15 protein-coding genes and 1 other RNA gene are annotated in these 15,897 nt (G+C 37.1%); 5 read left to right on the top strand and 11 right to left on the bottom strand.

Features of this window, described 5'->3' with window-relative positions; translation table 11 throughout:
• Positions 1-160: 160 nt before the first annotated feature.
• Positions 161-1,450, top strand: a complete 1,290-nt coding sequence (glyA, locus tag N8A89_RS17415; protein ID WP_281540349.1) for a serine hydroxymethyltransferase — start codon at positions 161-163, stop codon at positions 1,448-1,450.
• Here glyA and N8A89_RS17410 read toward each other — a convergent pair.
• The 8 genes from N8A89_RS17410 to N8A89_RS17375 form a co-directional block, all read right to left on the bottom strand.
• On the bottom strand, positions 1,447-2,100 hold the full coding sequence (locus tag N8A89_RS17410; RefSeq protein ID WP_281540348.1) for a hypothetical protein: 654 nt from the start codon (positions 2,098-2,100) through the stop codon (positions 1,447-1,449). The two genes, glyA and N8A89_RS17410, sit on opposite strands and share 4 nt — an antisense overlap.
• 168 nt (positions 2,101-2,268) lie before the next feature.
• Positions 2,269-2,937: a response regulator gene (locus tag N8A89_RS17405; RefSeq protein WP_281540347.1), complete on the bottom strand. Its 669-nt coding sequence runs from the start codon at positions 2,935-2,937 to the stop codon at positions 2,269-2,271.
• A 22-nt stretch (positions 2,938-2,959) separates the two neighbouring features.
• Complete coding sequence (locus tag N8A89_RS17400; RefSeq protein WP_289644678.1) at positions 2,960-5,035, bottom strand: tetratricopeptide repeat-containing sensor histidine kinase; 2,076 nt, start codon at positions 5,033-5,035, stop codon at positions 2,960-2,962.
• Positions 5,036-5,124: 89 nt separating this feature from the next.
• Positions 5,125-5,301 (bottom strand): hypothetical protein, encoded by a 177-nt coding sequence (locus N8A89_RS17395; RefSeq protein ID WP_281540343.1) that lies wholly within the window; start codon positions 5,299-5,301, stop codon positions 5,125-5,127.
• A 140-nt stretch (positions 5,302-5,441) separates the two neighbouring features.
• Positions 5,442-6,173, bottom strand: coding sequence for a LytR/AlgR family response regulator transcription factor (locus N8A89_RS17390; protein WP_289644675.1), 732 nt, complete (start codon positions 6,171-6,173; stop codon positions 5,442-5,444).
• A 148-nt stretch (positions 6,174-6,321) separates the two neighbouring features.
• Positions 6,322-7,860: a hypothetical protein gene (locus tag N8A89_RS17385; RefSeq protein ID WP_281540341.1), complete on the bottom strand. Its 1,539-nt coding sequence runs from the start codon at positions 7,858-7,860 to the stop codon at positions 6,322-6,324.
• A 27-nt stretch (positions 7,861-7,887) separates the two neighbouring features.
• Positions 7,888-8,277, bottom strand: coding sequence for an acyl-CoA thioesterase (locus N8A89_RS17380; RefSeq protein WP_281540340.1), 390 nt, complete (start codon positions 8,275-8,277; stop codon positions 7,888-7,890).
• Positions 8,277-9,329 carry a glutaminyl-peptide cyclotransferase gene (locus N8A89_RS17375; RefSeq protein ID WP_289644674.1) on the bottom strand — a complete coding sequence of 351 codons (1,053 nt, stop codon included), beginning with the start codon at positions 9,327-9,329 and terminating at the stop codon, positions 8,277-8,279. The genes N8A89_RS17380 and N8A89_RS17375 overlap by 1 nt, the downstream gene beginning before the upstream one ends.
• A 144-nt stretch (positions 9,330-9,473) precedes the next feature.
• Here N8A89_RS17375 and ffs point away from each other — a divergent pair.
• An RNA gene (gene ffs, locus N8A89_RS17370) (signal recognition particle sRNA small type) lies at positions 9,474-9,572 on the top strand.
• Positions 9,573-9,681: 109 nt separating this feature from the next.
• Complete coding sequence (locus tag N8A89_RS17365; RefSeq protein ID WP_281540339.1) at positions 9,682-10,491, top strand: SDR family oxidoreductase; 810 nt, start codon at positions 9,682-9,684, stop codon at positions 10,489-10,491.
• Positions 10,492-10,509: 18 nt separating this feature from the next.
• Here the strand turns inward: N8A89_RS17365 and N8A89_RS17360 are convergent, their stop codons facing one another.
• Entirely contained in the window at positions 10,510-11,895 is a 1,386-nt protein-coding gene (locus tag N8A89_RS17360) for a peroxiredoxin family protein (RefSeq protein ID WP_289644673.1), read from the bottom strand.
• 180 nt (positions 11,896-12,075) lie between these two features.
• Between N8A89_RS17360 and N8A89_RS17355 the strand changes: the two genes are divergently transcribed.
• A complete protein-coding gene (locus N8A89_RS17355; RefSeq protein WP_281540337.1) occupies positions 12,076-13,704 on the top strand; it encodes an ABC-F family ATP-binding cassette domain-containing protein in 1,629 nt (542 codons plus the stop codon).
• A gap of 26 nt (positions 13,705-13,730) precedes the next feature.
• On the top strand, positions 13,731-14,858 hold the full coding sequence (locus N8A89_RS17350; protein WP_281540336.1) for a hypothetical protein: 1,128 nt from the start codon (positions 13,731-13,733) through the stop codon (positions 14,856-14,858).
• 13 nt (positions 14,859-14,871) lie between these two features.
• Here N8A89_RS17350 and N8A89_RS17345 read toward each other — a convergent pair whose 3' ends face one another.
• Entirely contained in the window at positions 14,872-15,594 is a 723-nt protein-coding gene (locus N8A89_RS17345; protein WP_281540335.1) for a hypothetical protein, read from the bottom strand.
• Positions 15,595-15,706: 112 nt separating this feature from the next.
• Positions 15,707-15,895, bottom strand: a complete 189-nt coding sequence (locus N8A89_RS17340) for a hypothetical protein (protein ID WP_281540334.1) — start codon at positions 15,893-15,895, stop codon at positions 15,707-15,709.
• Positions 15,896-15,897 lie beyond the last annotated feature (2 nt).

Genomic DNA, 15,897 nt, shown 5'->3' with positions numbered 1-15,897 from the left:
GAAACGATTATCAAAAATTATTTTGGATTTAGTATTACCGCTGTTTAAATGAAGTATTTGTTAACTTTTCTTTGATAAAAAGTTACCCCACATTAAAATTTTTTTAGTTGGAATTGAAGGCTATTCGTATTTTTACAACTTATATAAAATACAATACAAAATGGAAAGGGATTCTAGGGTTTTTGAACTAATTGAAGAAGAAAGGCAACGGCAAATAAATGGAATCGAATTAATTGCGTCGGAGAATTTCACTAGTCCACAAGTTATGGAGGCTGCCGGTTCCGTTTTGACCAATAAATATGCAGAAGGATATCCTGGAAAGAGATATTATGGGGGTTGCGAGGTTGTGGATAAAATTGAGCAACTAGCAATTGATAGGGCTAAAGAGTTATTTGGCGCTGAGTATGCCAATGTGCAACCACATTCGGGTTCTCAGGCCAATGCATCGGTCTACCATGCCTGTCTACAGCCTGGGGATACTATACTCGGTTTTGATTTGGCACATGGAGGTCACTTAACCCATGGGTCTCCCGTCAATTTTTCGGGTAGATTATATAATCCTGTGTTCTATGGAGTTGACGAAAATACCGGTAGACTTGATTATGATAAAATACAAGAAATAGCAACTAAGGAAAAACCGAAGCTTCTTATTGCTGGAGCTTCCGCCTATTCACGGGATATGGACTTTAAGAAATTTAGAGCTATAGCTGATAGTGTAGGAGCACTGTTACTTGCGGATATTTCGCATCCTTCTGGTCTCATCGCTAAAGGGCTTTTAAACGATCCTATTCCTCATTGCCATATCGTAACCACCACTACGCATAAAACCTTGCGTGGTCCAAGGGGAGGACTTATACTAATGGGTAAGGATTTTGATAACCCGTTTGGTATCAAGTTGAAAAACGGAAATTTGAGAAAAATGTCCGCCTTGTTAGATTTAGCGGTTTTCCCAGGAAATCAAGGGGGTCCCCTAGAGCACATCATAGCCGCCAAGGCGATAGCCTTTGGTGAAGCACTTACGGAAGAGTTTGGCCAATACATGCATCAAGTAAAGAAAAATGCGTATGCCATGGCTGAAGCTTTTGTAGCTCGGGATTATAAGATAATTTCTGGTGGCACGGATAATCATATGATGTTAATTGATCTTAGAAACAAGAATATTTCTGGGAAGGATGCCGAAAAAGTATTGGTTTTGGCAGATATTACCGCTAATAAAAATATGGTGCCCTTTGATGACAAATCACCTTTTGTAACCTCTGGAATACGATTTGGCACCGCTGCCATTACCACGAGAGGCCTCGTAGAAAGTGATATGGAAACAATCGTTTCACTGGTGGATAAGGTTTTGCTTCATCCAGAGGATAGTGCTATTATTTCCGAAGTGAAGACAACCGTGAATAAAATGATGGGAGGTAGACCTATTTTTAATCCTATGTTGGTAAAAGCCTAGTCTTCCAACATATACAAATCAAGATCGGCCGGAATGAAAGAATTTTTCCGGAGGTCATAAATCAATGCCTCATCCTCTGAATCCAAATAAACACCCCAATATTCAAAGTATGTTTGAGGGGATAGTTGTGTGATTGGTTTTTTATGCGATTCACTATGTAACGTATCTTCAAAAACTGGAACAAAAATCTCGTAAGGTCTTTCCGTTAAGCCTTTTGTAAAAAATACGTAGTGCCTTGCAATCTCAGTAATTATATTATCCAATTGCTCCGGAATACTGCGATCGTAAAGCCGCTTTACAACAATGCTGGTATCTTTAAAGAATAGGGTTAACTCTTCAATATCAAAGCTATTGGATGAATTTTGTTGACATAAAGTTTTGAAACTTTCTTGAAGCACAGAATTTCCTTTAGAATCTTGGCCCCATCTGCCTTTATTGTAATGCCCTAAAATCTCCAAAAGGCTTACGGGACAAATTATATCCAAGGCCATATTCGTTGAGTTTTCAACTGAACTGTATTTTCTTATATGTATATTAGAATAGTAATCCCGTTCGAGAGATTTTAGAAATTCATCCAGTCCCAGAATTCCTGATGACGAATCCAATTTGGTTAAATCTGTAAGCTTGTAACCGCCTAAATCTAATCGCATAAATGAATAAATTTTATCATTTAACGATTAAAGATAACTTTATACTCTAATTTGTGAGCCTAGGAAAACCTTAGAAATTCGGAGGATATTATTATAAAATATCAATAAAAATCATAACTTATTGATAATCAATTATTTATAATAAATAATATATTATTAAGAAAACTACTACAAAAAACCTCTCTTTTTGGCCTGTTCAATCAGGGCCATATCATTACCATTCTTAACACCGAAGATTGATTTTAATTGTCTTTTACGTGTCTCAACTGTGGTATTGGTAGATGCTATTAATGGAGCTATGTCTCTGGTATTAATTCCTTTATAGAGGTGATATAATATTTTTTCGTCTTGTTTATCGAGTATGATATCATTGGACATTCTTCGTCTAATTGCCGCCAGCGCTCCTGCGGTGTAGTAGGGAGGTTGCCTTACAACGGTTTCTACCATGGCCTTTAAGGACAATTCATCAATCTCGGATTTAACCATGTAACCTTCCGGGTCAACAGTCTGAAAAATATTGTTGATTCGGTAGTTATCACTAAAAGAGGACATGAATACAATTTTGGATTTAGGAACGACTTCTCTAGCCAGTAATCCTAAATCTACACCGCTTCTTGGGTCCTTAGATTCGGATGGAAATAATTGAATATCTAAAAGTATAATATCATAGCGCAGCGATTTGGCAGAAAATTCAATTTTCTCTTTACCCTGATCAAAACTCTTGGCAATATCTACTTTAACAGTTATATCGCTAAATTCCTGATCTTCCAAAATATATTTGTACCCCAACGTGGTCATTTCATGATCATCTACCGCCAAAATCCTAACCGTCTTCATCAACTAATATTTATGTACTCTTTTAAACGCTTTCTAAATGTCCTTTATTACTTTCTTCTACGGAGGGATTACTGGTAATAGGTATTTTAATTGAAATCAGAGTTCCTTTTCCGGGTGCTGTATCCAAAGTCCATGTACCATTTAATTTTGATACTCTGGAAGTTATGTTCCGTATGCCTATACCTTTCTTTTCCTTATTGGATTTAAATCCTTTTCCGTCATCCCGTATTATTAAATTAAAAAAATCTTCGTCACGCTCAAAATTAATAAAGAAATTTTCACAATTTGAATGTTTGATCGAATTTTGAAGCGTTTCTTGAATGATTCGATAAACGTTAATTTTGATATCTCCCTTTAGGCTATCCCAATCCTCGTCCTCTTCGTAGCTAAAACTGGTATTTAAATCTACATTTTCTTTTGCAGTGGTGAGTAACGTTTCAATGGAACTTACAAAATTGCTTAACTTTTGATAAGCCGTATGACTGAGTTCGTGAGAGATGGAACGGACTTCGTTTTCTACATTCTTTAGGGCGTTTATAGCCTCGGAACGCTCTTTTATAGCATCGGCATCGGATTTTTTGTTGAGCCCTGTCAGGACCATGCGGGCTCCCAGCATTTTTCCTAGAACACCGTCGTGTAGTTCTTCTGAGATTCGCTTCTGTTCCATCCGCTTAACCTCATCTACCTTTTGCTTTTGGGCCAGCATTAAATTGAATATTTCTTGGTTGTTGGCCTGCTGTTGCTGCTGGAAAACTAATTTTTGATTTTTGACGCGTTGGTTTATGATCACATATACCGATAAACCTAATAGGAAAAACCCGACGGCAATGCCCGTCCACATTCTTTTTTCTTTGGACAACAATTCTTTTTGTTCCGCCAACACCTCGTTTTCTGCAATGAATTCATCTGTTTCAAAACGGATTCGTGCAAATTTATTTCTTGCCTGTCGCTCTTCCTGTTGTAAACTGTCGTTAAGTCTTATATAGTGCTGTGCATAGCTGGAAGCTTTTTTTGCATCTATTTGAGCTAAAAAGGCCAAGGTTTCTAAGAGACGATCATTGTTACTGCTTTCTTTGGATAATGCGACCGCTTTTTTCGCATTGGAGATGCTATTAATGGTATCGCTTTGCATTAATCGATATTCCGCTAGGGTAAAATAAGAACTGGCCAAACTGCTTATATTGCCAATACTATCTTTAAGTTTTATAGAGTTATTGATAAGCTGTAATACTCCTGAGGTATCATTCACCCTTATTTTGCAAAGTGCTAAATTGTTCAGGGCCTTGGCATAAAGTATGGCATCTTTTTGCTTAAGACTATCGGTAGAAAGCACTTCTTTAAACTTCTCAATCGCTTCTTGGTAATTGCCGTTGTCCCTGTTGACGATTCCGACATTATTAGTATTGCTGGTAATCAACAGTTTGGGCTTCCCCATTTTTTCGAGATAAAAACGTGCCTCTTTATAATATTTTAAAGCTCTTTCCTGTTCACCCAAGGCATTGGCCACGATGCCCAACCCATCATAACTTTTATACAATTGTTTGTATTTATTCAGTGGTTTGAGTCGTTCTATAGCCGCTATATAAGCCGTTTCACTGCCAATATAATCTCGCACATCACTTTGGTGCTGTCCCATGTTATAGAACATCCTACCTGAGGAGAATAAATCTTTTTTAGCTTCAAAAATTTTTTGGGCTTCGGAATAACTATAATAGGCACTATCTTTAATACTAGACTTATTAAAAAAGGTAGCTAAATCCCAATAGGCCTCTGCTAAAATGATTGAATCTCCATTTTTTTTGGCAAGTTCAAGGGTTTTGTTGTTGGTCTGACGGAATAGGATTGAATCTCCCCTTTTTAGGGTAGCAAGGGATAATTTTGATAAAAATCTCAATTTCAAGGAATCTTGGACTTCATCTTGTGCTATTAGCGATGCTTCTTTAAGAGCATCTAGCCGTTCGCTTTTAGAGAGAGATTGTTCTTTACTTTTTTCCAGTAGTAGTTCAAAACGGTCCACCTTGTATTGCCCGTTACTTTGCAAAGAAAATAATAGGACTAATAGTATAATTCCTTTTTGAAAAGTTGTTATTCCAATCATGGTGGTTTGGTCAAGCATTAATCACAAGATATAAAAAAAGCCTTGAACCAAAGGTTCAAGGCTATCTATAAAATAATTATTATGGATGTTTAACTTAACGTGTCTTTCTCTTCTCTATCCTCAGACTTTTGATCACAATCATCACATGCGAGCATGCTGCTCAAATCTTGCATAAAATCAAACTCGTTTGCACTGTTTTCAACTACAAAAGTGGTTAGACCTAAAGTCATCAATGCTACTGCGAAAATACTTACTGCTTTTTTCATAATTTATTTATTTTTAGTTAGAGGAATTCTTTATTACTCTACCAAAGTAATAAGCTTTTGCAGGTGTAGGAAGTAATTGCGCTCACACTTAGTGAATTACTTAAATGTATGAGTAAATGAGTGGTTTCTGCGAGAATCTGTTAATTTAGGCTGGAAACAGTGCTCTTGGAGAGGATTTTTTTTAAATTGTCCATATTCTCACGGTACGATTTTGAAAAGGGAAGTGTTTCTTGCGCATCTTTTAAGGCACAAATGGATTTACCAAAGTTTATCCGAGAAACGTAATCCGTATTGACGATATAGCTCTGGTGGATTCTAATAAAGTTTTTAGGAAGTCGGGTCTCGAACGTTTTTAAAGTCTTGTAGGCATTGGTGACCGTACCGTCTTTCATTATAAATTCTGTGGTGTTATTATCCGCTTTTAGATATAGAATATCCCTTGTGTTTAAGTAATGGAAATCTTTGTAAGATTGAAGGCAGATAGTCTCCGGTGCTTTTTCTTTAGGCGCTTTACGTTTTAGTTTTAAGAGGGACTTGCGAATGTCAAACTCGTTATAAGGCTGTAGCCAATAATCAAAGAAGTTATTCTTGATGGCTTCGTAGGCGTGCTCTTTTGATTTTGAAATACCAATGATAATGGGAAGTTGATTCACATACTGGTGCAACTCCATGACCATTTGAAAAAGACTGGCGGCATGTTCGTTAAGATTTATGAAAACTATATCAGGAGAATACTTTAGAATCGTATTGATACCATCCGACGCGGACTTTGTGAGGCTAACGCACTCAAAGTCGCCATACTCTTCCAAAAATGCACGCAATTGCAAATTGGAAACAGCATCCGAGTCAATGATGGTGTAAGAATATTCCAAAATAATAGTGTTCCACAGCAAGTTACAAATAGGTATTAAAAACTTAAGCTAGGAAATCCTTAGAAAAATGGAGGTTTTTGTTATAAAATGCAGTAAATCAGACTATTTGAAAGAAAAATCTTTCAATCTATTTAATAATTTGATGACATTATTCTTTGGATGCTGCTTGATAAGCTCCTAAATCGGCATTCGAGCTCCTTTCTTTCCCCAAAATGTCCAAGGGTAGGGTGGAGGCCACATTGCTATCACCTGCATTTACAACGTCAGAATCAAGACCAATCCTGAAATCATCTAAATAAGGATTGAAAAAGTCCGTTTGACCATTTAAAATTAGATTGCTGTAGTTGTTACTGGATTCAAAATCAAATAATGGATTGGTAAGCTGTCCTTCTGTGCTTGAGAATTTGAGAAAACAATTCATGAAGTTGAACTCAAATGCATTTTGATTATCTGTAAGTAGGGAAAGTTCAAAATCGTTTATTCCGTCAATAATACAATTTTTAAAATCTGCCTTTATTAAGTCACTGGCTTCATTCGGATTTAAAAGATTATAATTAGAAATTACTATGGTGGACGTATTTCTAAAACCTTTGTTCCAATAATTAGCAATCGTACTATGAACAAAGGTATAATTTCCACCCAATTGGCAGTGTAGCGAAGATATCCCAGCACTTCCAATAACTACGTTTTCGGCCGCAATGGAAGCACCATTTGCAAATAGGTTATATGTAGCACTATTGTAGAATTGGCTATTCTTAATATATAGGGTGGGCGAATCAAGCACATCATCACCCTCTACGAATAGACCAATATTTGCATTTCTCAAAGTCAAATGGTTTATGGTGTTTCCTTGGCTTCCTTTGGCAATCCATAATGAACCCCACTGTCCAGGTATATCGGAAAATTGAGGTTCTAAGCGGTCTCCCTCAAAGATTACCTCACCATTCAAAAGTTCTTCATCTTCACTTAGCACCCCGTTTATGCTGATTACACCACCGTCTTGGATTAGGATTCCAGAGTTTTGGTGAAAGTGAACCCGTACCCCTGCATTTATTACCAACACTTTACCTTCTGGCACCACGGCATAGCCATATATAACGTAGGGTTTGTCATTTAAAAAATTGAGGTGATCGTCATCAAGGACAAAGCCTTGCACCTTAATCTCGTTTCCGTTCGCATCCGTGCTTAGGGTAATCGTTTCTTTGGTGCCATCGGTATTGGTTCCCGGATAAAGAAAAGTTGCGTCCTTTACTAGGGTTACTAATGGAATGTTCTGTTGATTACTTCCACTGTCAAACTGAATGACATCCGTATATAAAAGTGAATTTTCGGAGTTATTCTCAATATCAATAGTGATTTCTATATATATGTATAGACTATCCCGAGCAAAGAGGGGCACATTGGTAAAGGATTTGCCTGCTGAACCATCAACATTTAATCGGTAGTTGCTTTTATTTCCTTTCTCTAAACGAATGGAAGGAATAATTACGTCCTCTTTGGAACGGTTATACACTGTTAAAGAATAAGTACTACTGCCTATGTTGCTAAAAATGGTATCCAGATATACGGTATCCTTAGAAAAGGTTAAATCGCCTTGGCTGGAGCTATAGTCAAAATCCTTGCGGCAAGACATGCTCAAAATGAGAAATCCCGCCAGAAAAACCAGAACTATAGCCTTATTTAACACCTTAATTCTCTTTAGATTTGGACTTGTTCAGGAAAACAAAATCGTAATTTCCTCCGATATCCGTATTGGTTTTTGACTGTATTTATTTACTAGGCACCACTCTGTAGTTGAACGTAAGATGAGCTTATTTGTTATGCTGTGAAACATCTCTACTATTCTTGTTGACCTAGCCCCTTTGCTTTCTTTGATATGGGTTTTTACAAGTATTGTCTCACCTTTGAGTGCCGAAGATTTATATTCGATGTAATGCGACATTACAACCCAGACCACTTCTTCTTGAACTTCCGGGGGAGCAACTTTTTGCCAATGTTCTTTTGAAATATCCTGAATCCATTGAACGTAGCGTACATTATTCACATGTTCAAGATCGTCCAAATCATTTTCCGATACTAGAATTTCCTTTGAATGGCTGGACATTATTTTTTTTGTATGGTTACTTCGAACAGTTTATCCCATTCCTTTCCGGTTACAAAAAAAGTTTTTCTTTCGGGATGGTATGCAATGCCATTTAGGACATTATTAGCATCCCAATCTGCGCCTTTGGTGATCCTGTCGCTCAGGCCGCTAAAGTTAACCACGCCCTCAATAGCACCGGATTTGCTGTCAATTATCATAACACTGGGTTTTTGATAGACATTGGCATAAATCTTCCCATCAACATATTCCAGCTCGTTGGCCTTATTGAAAATAGAGGAATTTGTAACCGTTTCAATATAACTTTCTTCGATAAGCGTCTCTGGGTCCAAAATCCAAATTTTCTCAGTTCCATCGCTTTTATAAATTTTTTCACCATCATTGGTCAATCCCCAACCTTCTCTACTTTTTCCGTATTGGAAATTATCCAACTTGGCCATATTTTTTTGATCGTAAATAAAACCAATACCACTTTGCCAAGTCAATTGATAAATTTTATCGTTTAGAATGGTAATCCCCTCCCCAAAATAAGCCTTGTCCAAATCTACTTGGGCCCAAACCTTTCCGGTCTGGTAATCTAATTTCCTTAAAAAGGACCTTCCTTTTTGTCCCGTACTTTCGTATAAGGTGTCTTTATAAAACTCCAAGCCTTGAGTATAGGCATTATTATCATGGGGGTATTCATTCAGAATGGTATAGGTATAAATCTCGGGTGCTTCTTTTGCCAGTACCTTTAGTTTTTTGGTTACTTCTACCGTATCATTTTCATAAACGATTGTTGCTTTCAAAATCCTATTTCCGAGTTTGGAAATAGCGAAGTTTAATTTGTTTCCCCGCAATGCAAGTTCAGTACCATCTATACTATAGGTGACCTTTTCAATTTTCTTGTCTTTCAAATTTTTAATGGCTACCCCTAATATGTCATTTTGGTTGATACTTCTTGGATTACCTTCCAAATCTATTGCGAAAAGTGAGGATGCTTTTTGATTACCACTTCCGCAGGAAACTAAAAAAAAGAGGATGAATATTAAATTAAGTTGCTTGAAACTATTCATTAACAAGTAATTATCAATTGGGTATTTTATATGACTAGGCTATTGTTTCCTTGAATGTCTTATGTGTTGCATAGGCAAGTTAAATCATAAAATTTAGAAAGTAAAAAGGATTGGCAAAGATTTAAAAGATTGTATATTTGTGCCGGGCAAGTCCTACACGACCAGCTCCTGTAGAATCCCCCAGGGCGGGAACGCAGCAAGGGTATACGGTTGTAGCGGTGCGATGTAGGTAGCTTGCCTTTTTTTGTGCCCAAAATTCTGGAGACGGTAATTCTAACTAGGTTTTCATCAAGTTTTTTTACGGTTACCTGGTGTTCTTCATCCCTATTTTATTTGTTAATTTGCACACTAGATGAAACGTGAAATTATATTGATAACGGGCGGCTCCTCGGGTATAGGAAAGGCCATAGGTGTGTTTTTGACATCCAAAGGCTTTACGGTATATGGTACCACACGTAACCTTGCAAAGTATCACGATTTTTCCCATTTTCAATTGTTATCTATGGATGTACGTAATCCGGAAAGCATACAAGCTGCTGTGGACATTTTAATTGAAAAGGAAGGTAGATTGGATGTCGTAGTAAATAACGCAGGCATAGGCATAACCGGACCGTTGGAGGAAACACCCCAAACTGAGATTCTGAAGGCATTTGACACTAATTTCAATGGACCGCTCAATGTAGTCAAAGCAGTATTGCCACAAATGCGCTTGCAAAACCATGGTCTTATTATAAACATAACTTCCATAGCAGGATATATGGGACTGCCTTTTAGAGGTATTTACTGTGCTACAAAAGGAGCTTTAGAAATTATAACAGAGAGTTTTAGACTAGAGACGAAAGCGTTTGGGATTCATTTTACATGTCTCGCACCGGGTGACTTTTCCACCAATATTGCTTCAGGCCGTTATCATTCACCTGTGCAGGCGAACTCTCCATATAGGGAGGTTTATAAGAGGACGCTCTCCGCTATAGACGAGGATGTGGATAATGGCGGTAATCCTTTAGAAGTGGCTAAGAAGATATTGCAAATAATCCATACCAAAAACCCTAAAGTGCATTATAAAGTAGGATCCTTCCTTCAGCGCTTTTCGATAGTACTTAAGAGAATTTTACCAGATAAGGTTTATGAGAAGTTACTTCTTAAACACAGTGGAATGTAACAAGTATAAAATAATGGATTATAGGGTGCTATAAATGTTAGAAAATGCATCCACGATTATACCGTCTTCCGTTATTATGCACTTATTCATTTTATCTATTATAAATGTTTCCGTCAATTTCTTAAAGTTTTCAGCACGATATTGTTTAGAAGGATTCAATCCATGATTTTGAATAATTCCTTTCCAATTCTTTTCATCTGTTTTCATGCTAATCCCAATAAACTCTAAACTTGCATCAGCACTATATAATTCAGTAACTCTTTTAAAAATGTTTTCATAATGGTTTTTATCAGCAGATGACCAAAAGTAAAATACTACCTTTTTATTTTTGGCTACTTCCCTAAGAGATATTCTTTCTCCATCAAAACCAATGACATCGATATTCGGAACCTCTTCCGTAGGTTGAATTTTTCTAATACCATTATAGAGCGTTTCGATCTCCTTTATATGAACGTTGTTTCCAGAGACTTTTTGAAATTTTTGGATAAATATTTCATTATTTTTTGGCTGATTGTGTTCCTTCAACAAATAATTGAAGGCGACATTTCTAAATAGATTGTCCCTTAATTCCCTTTCTTGCACTAAGCTATCTATCACATGAAGTTTATGCTCGTTGAAATGCAACTGATTGCCCACAGCCTTTCCTTTTATACCGCATTTTTCAGCACAGGTCATATACGAAATATTACCGAAGTGAGATTTCATAAAATCATAATAGGGCCTTAAGTAATTTAGATGTCCGTTGTTGTAGTTTATATTTTTTCTATAGGAATAAAAGTCATTAGGCAGATTGTGAAGCGCGTTCTCACGTAATTTTCTTTTATGCTCAAAAGGGTAGATTTCCATATGCCTAAAATAGGAGTAATCAATACTAGCCTTTGCAATTTCATAAGCCCGATCTGAAAGACCAGTTTCACTTTGTACTTCATCCAATGTTTTAAGCTTCTCTTCCTTTAAAGTCTCTATTTGTGCTTTAAAATCATCAGGTTCTAAGTCATAGTAAGTCCGGTACATATCCTTCTCTTCTTCTTCTTGTGCTAAGAAAAGTTCTAGAAGAAAATTATTGACACCTTCGTTTGTTCCAGAGAAAATTAGTGATTCGTCAAAGTCAACCGTATTAAGACGTAATTGGAGGCTATCACCTTTTTCTAGATAGACATATTGATATTCTGGCTCATGATTAAAGTGATACAGGCCGTCCTCAATGGAGTCGAGTTGGAAAGAAAATCTGTTATTCCCGTCTAATTTTGTGGAATCTAACGCTTTCCCACCTTTATACAATACAACATATTCGTTGGTTGCATTTACGATTTCTCCGGCAAAGTAAACCGAATTGTTATTTGTTTCGCTGTCGGAACAGCTGATGCATAGAAGTAAAAATATTAGGGATAGATATTTATCCATACACAAATTGACCAATGATTCAATTTCAAATTTAATGAACCCCCCGCGCCAATGCTGTTAATAGCGCGTTAAATAATAGCTTGTTAAGATGTAAGGTATGATAAGGCGGACATACATTAAGAATGTTGGTGTAAGGCATTTAAATTCTGTATTTTTGCACGGATTTTAAAAAAATGTAATATGTTATCCGTATCCAATTTATCGGTTCAGTTTGGTAAGAGAGTTTTGTTTGATGAGGTCAATGTGACCTTTACGCAAGGAAACTGTTATGGAATTATCGGGGCTAACGGTGCTGGTAAATCCACTTTTTTAAAGATAATTGCAGGACAAATGGACCCTACGTCAGGCCATGTTCATCTGGAGCCGGGTAAACGCATGTCCATCTTAGAGCAAAACCATAATTCCGCGGATGAGTTTACCGTTTTGGAAACCGTGGTTAAAGGTAATAAGCCTTTATACAAGATAAAAAAGGAGATAGATGCGCTCTATGCAGATTATAGCGATGAGAATGCCGATAAGATAGGGGAGTTACAGGTACAGTTTGAAGAAATGAACGGTTGGAATGCGGATAGTGATGCAGCGGCCTTGCTATCTAATTTGGGTATTGGCGAGGAGCTTCACTATACCCTAATGTCCGACCTGGATTCAAAATTAAAAGTCCGTGTCCTACTTGCACAGGCATTGTTCGGTTCCCCGGATGTTTTAATTATGGATGAGCCTACCAATGATTTGGATTACGAAACTATAAGCTGGTTGGAGAATTTTCTTGCGGATTATGAAAACACGGTCATCGTTGTTTCTCACGATAGGCACTTTTTAGATACTGTATGTACCCACATAGGTGATATTGATTTTGGTAAACTAAATCTGTACTCCGGGAATTATACCTTCTGGTACGAGAGCAGTCAATTGGCCGCAAGACAACGCGCACAACAGAATAAGAAAGCGGAGGAAAAGGCGAAGGAATTACAAGAATTCATCATGCGTTTTAGTGCTAACGTTGCCAAGAGTAAACAGGCCACCTCAAGAAAGAAAATGTTATCCAAGCTTAAGGTCGATGATATTAAACCTTCTAGTAGAAGGTATCCGGCAATTATTTTTGATAGGGAGAGAGAGGCCGGAGACCAAATCTTGAATGTTGAAGGTCTTACGGCATCTTCGGAGGATGGCGATCTGCTATTTGAAAATATAAATATTAATCTTGCCAAGGGAGACAAAGTGGCACTAATCTCAAAAGATTCCCGAGCCACGACCGCCTTTTATGAAATTGTAAACGGCAATAGAAAGGCTGATAAAGGCTCGTTCCAATGGGGTGTAACAACTATACAATCCTATCTTCCGGCTGATAATTCACACTTCTTCAATGAAAATATTAACCTTGTGGACTGGCTCAGACAATGGGCAAAAACAGAAGAAGAAAGAGAAGAGGTATATATCAGAGGATTTTTAGGTAAAATGTTGTTCAGCGGGGAAGAAGCCCTAAAAAAATGTACTGTACTTTCTGGAGGGGAAAAGGTACGATGCATACTAAGTAGAATGATGATGTTAAGAGCCAACGTACTAATGCTGGATGAACCTACAAACCACTTGGATTTAGAGAGTATTACGGCTTTTAATAATTCACTCAAAAACTTTAAGGGGACGGTAATTTTCACTACGCATGACCATGAGTTTGCACAAACCGTGGCCAATAGGATAATAGAACTGACTCCTAAAGGCAATATTGACCGTTATTCTACGTTTGACGAATATATGTCCGATAAGACATTAAAGGAGCAGCGGGGCAAAATGTATGCTGTTTCAGTATAGTATAGTTTAACCCAAATCTGTACATTATGAAAACCTACGCCTCCGTAGTCGGCATGCTGTCGGCCTTATTACTATTGTCTTGCAGTAAATCTCAAGTAGAACCGGTCAACGAGGGTGAAAATCCTGTCGCTGCCGATTATGCTATTTTGCTACAAAGTGCCTCCTCACTTACACAAACTTTTTTAAATGAGGATGCTGATGGCCTCAAACCAAATCCTAAGGGAAGTAATTTTCCTGGATTCGCAAACCCTGATTTGAGCTATCGAACGGACTCTAAATTAAGTCTCTTTCACAAAACCGGAAATTGTCTTGGAGAAGTGCTTATTTACGATTTTAGTACCGACACCAAAGATGAATTTGAGCTTTTTAATGATTTAGGCTCCTGCGATATTACCGTAACAGCTATATCCCATACGGATAGTCGACTTTTTGTATCCTATGTAATTGAGGTGGTTGGAAAGGATAAGGAATATTTTGTGAGAACTGTAAACCTAGCATCCGAGAACAAAGTATTTGTTGATTTGGAAATGGTGAAAAGACCCATTGGACTGGTACCTACGAGCAACAGACTCTTCATATTGACTTTTGACGAAGACATTACCGACCAGAATGGTATAAGTGTTATGGAAATTGTTTCGGGCACCCTTATCCATGAGATGAACCTAGGATTTGATGCGAGTAAAATTTTCAAAAACCCGGACGGTGACATAATAATTAGTTACCCTACACTTCATACTACCTTGAACCCTAATACTTTGGAGATAGTCTATACGCAGTATGGAGAAGGTACTGAGCCAAAGTTTATAGATTCCGAGACTGTTTCGTTTGACTTAGAAGGTAAAATGTACTATCAACTGAAAACTTTGGAAGGTGAAACCGAAACAATTCCCGCCGTTTACGATTTCGATACCAATACGGCAGTATTGTATTATTTCGAAAACTTTCTGACGGACAGTCAATTAAATGTAGAATTTAAGGTGTCTTCGGCAACATCGGTCCAGTATGACGACAAAAACGATTTAATCCTTATAGGCTACGAAAAAACCGGAACCCAAAGTAAGGGTGGGTTAATGCGCATAACGCCGTCACCAGACCTTACCTTTGTGGATAACATAGATTTGGGAGGAGTTCCTTATGCTATTTTTGTAGAGTAAATCGACTCAAAAACTACGCGTTGAAATATTTACTGTTCCAAATTGCAGGGTTGAAATTTTTGCCCAAGGCAAAACCGTAAAAAATAACCACCGAAGCGATACACTTAAACATAAAAAAGAAAAGTATCCAAAATTCCATGGCCGAATTGGATTTTGAGAATAACCCGGAAGGAATCATAAGTGTTGCCAAAAAACTTATGGCTACAACGAGAAAAGTTAGGTTGATAATGTTTTTAAAAGGCCACATTAATAACTTTCTCAAAGGATGTAGGTCATTACCCCATTGGTGTATCAAATAGAAATATTCGTTGCCAATGGGTGCAAATAATAAAGGATCATCTTTATCCTCCAATTTAAAAAGTTTAGACGGCGCAATTATCTTGTAGCCAGTAACTTCAATTTTATGCTCTTTTTCTAATAATTTAATTTTGGAAATGGCTTCCTGGGGAATTTGACCCTTAAAATACTTTGACTCCAAAAATCTTAGTCGATAATCAATACATATATTTTTTATCTCGTTAATATGATAAATTCTATCGGTTTCCAGCAGGTCAAAATTAAATGCATTGGTTGGAACGACTTTCCCCTCAGCAATCGTACTTTCAATTCTTTCCTGATTTTTACTATCAGTAAGCAAAATTCTATAGACCTGCTCCAGTGTATTTTGCTGTAGTTTTGCATCCCTTAACTTTTCGGCATTTAATTTCTCCCGAATATTGGTTTTCTTCAGTAGCATCTTTCTTTTTTTAGCAATTCTTTCAAAGTTAATTATTAAATGACAACGAAGAAATTCTGTTTAACCTTTACAAATGTTAATATTATGTTAATTAAGATGAATGGACTAATATTCATAATGCAATTTCGGCTTCAAATTGTATCTTGTCGGAGAAAGGTTGCCTTTCATCGATTATAATAATTTTTGCCCCAAAAGAACCTAAAATGAAAAACTGGACATCCCCCGTGTCCCTATGTTTTGTGCTTTTCTCCATGTTTTGCACAGCACAGGAAAGGACCCCCAACGCAGAACTAAAAAGCATAG

Source organism: Maribacter aestuarii (assembly GCF_027474845.2).
Taxonomy (GTDB): Bacteria; Bacteroidota; Bacteroidia; order Flavobacteriales; family Flavobacteriaceae; genus Maribacter; species Maribacter aestuarii.
The sequence above is the reverse complement of the archived record's forward strand: the minus strand, read 5'-3'. Positions and strand labels throughout refer to the sequence as shown.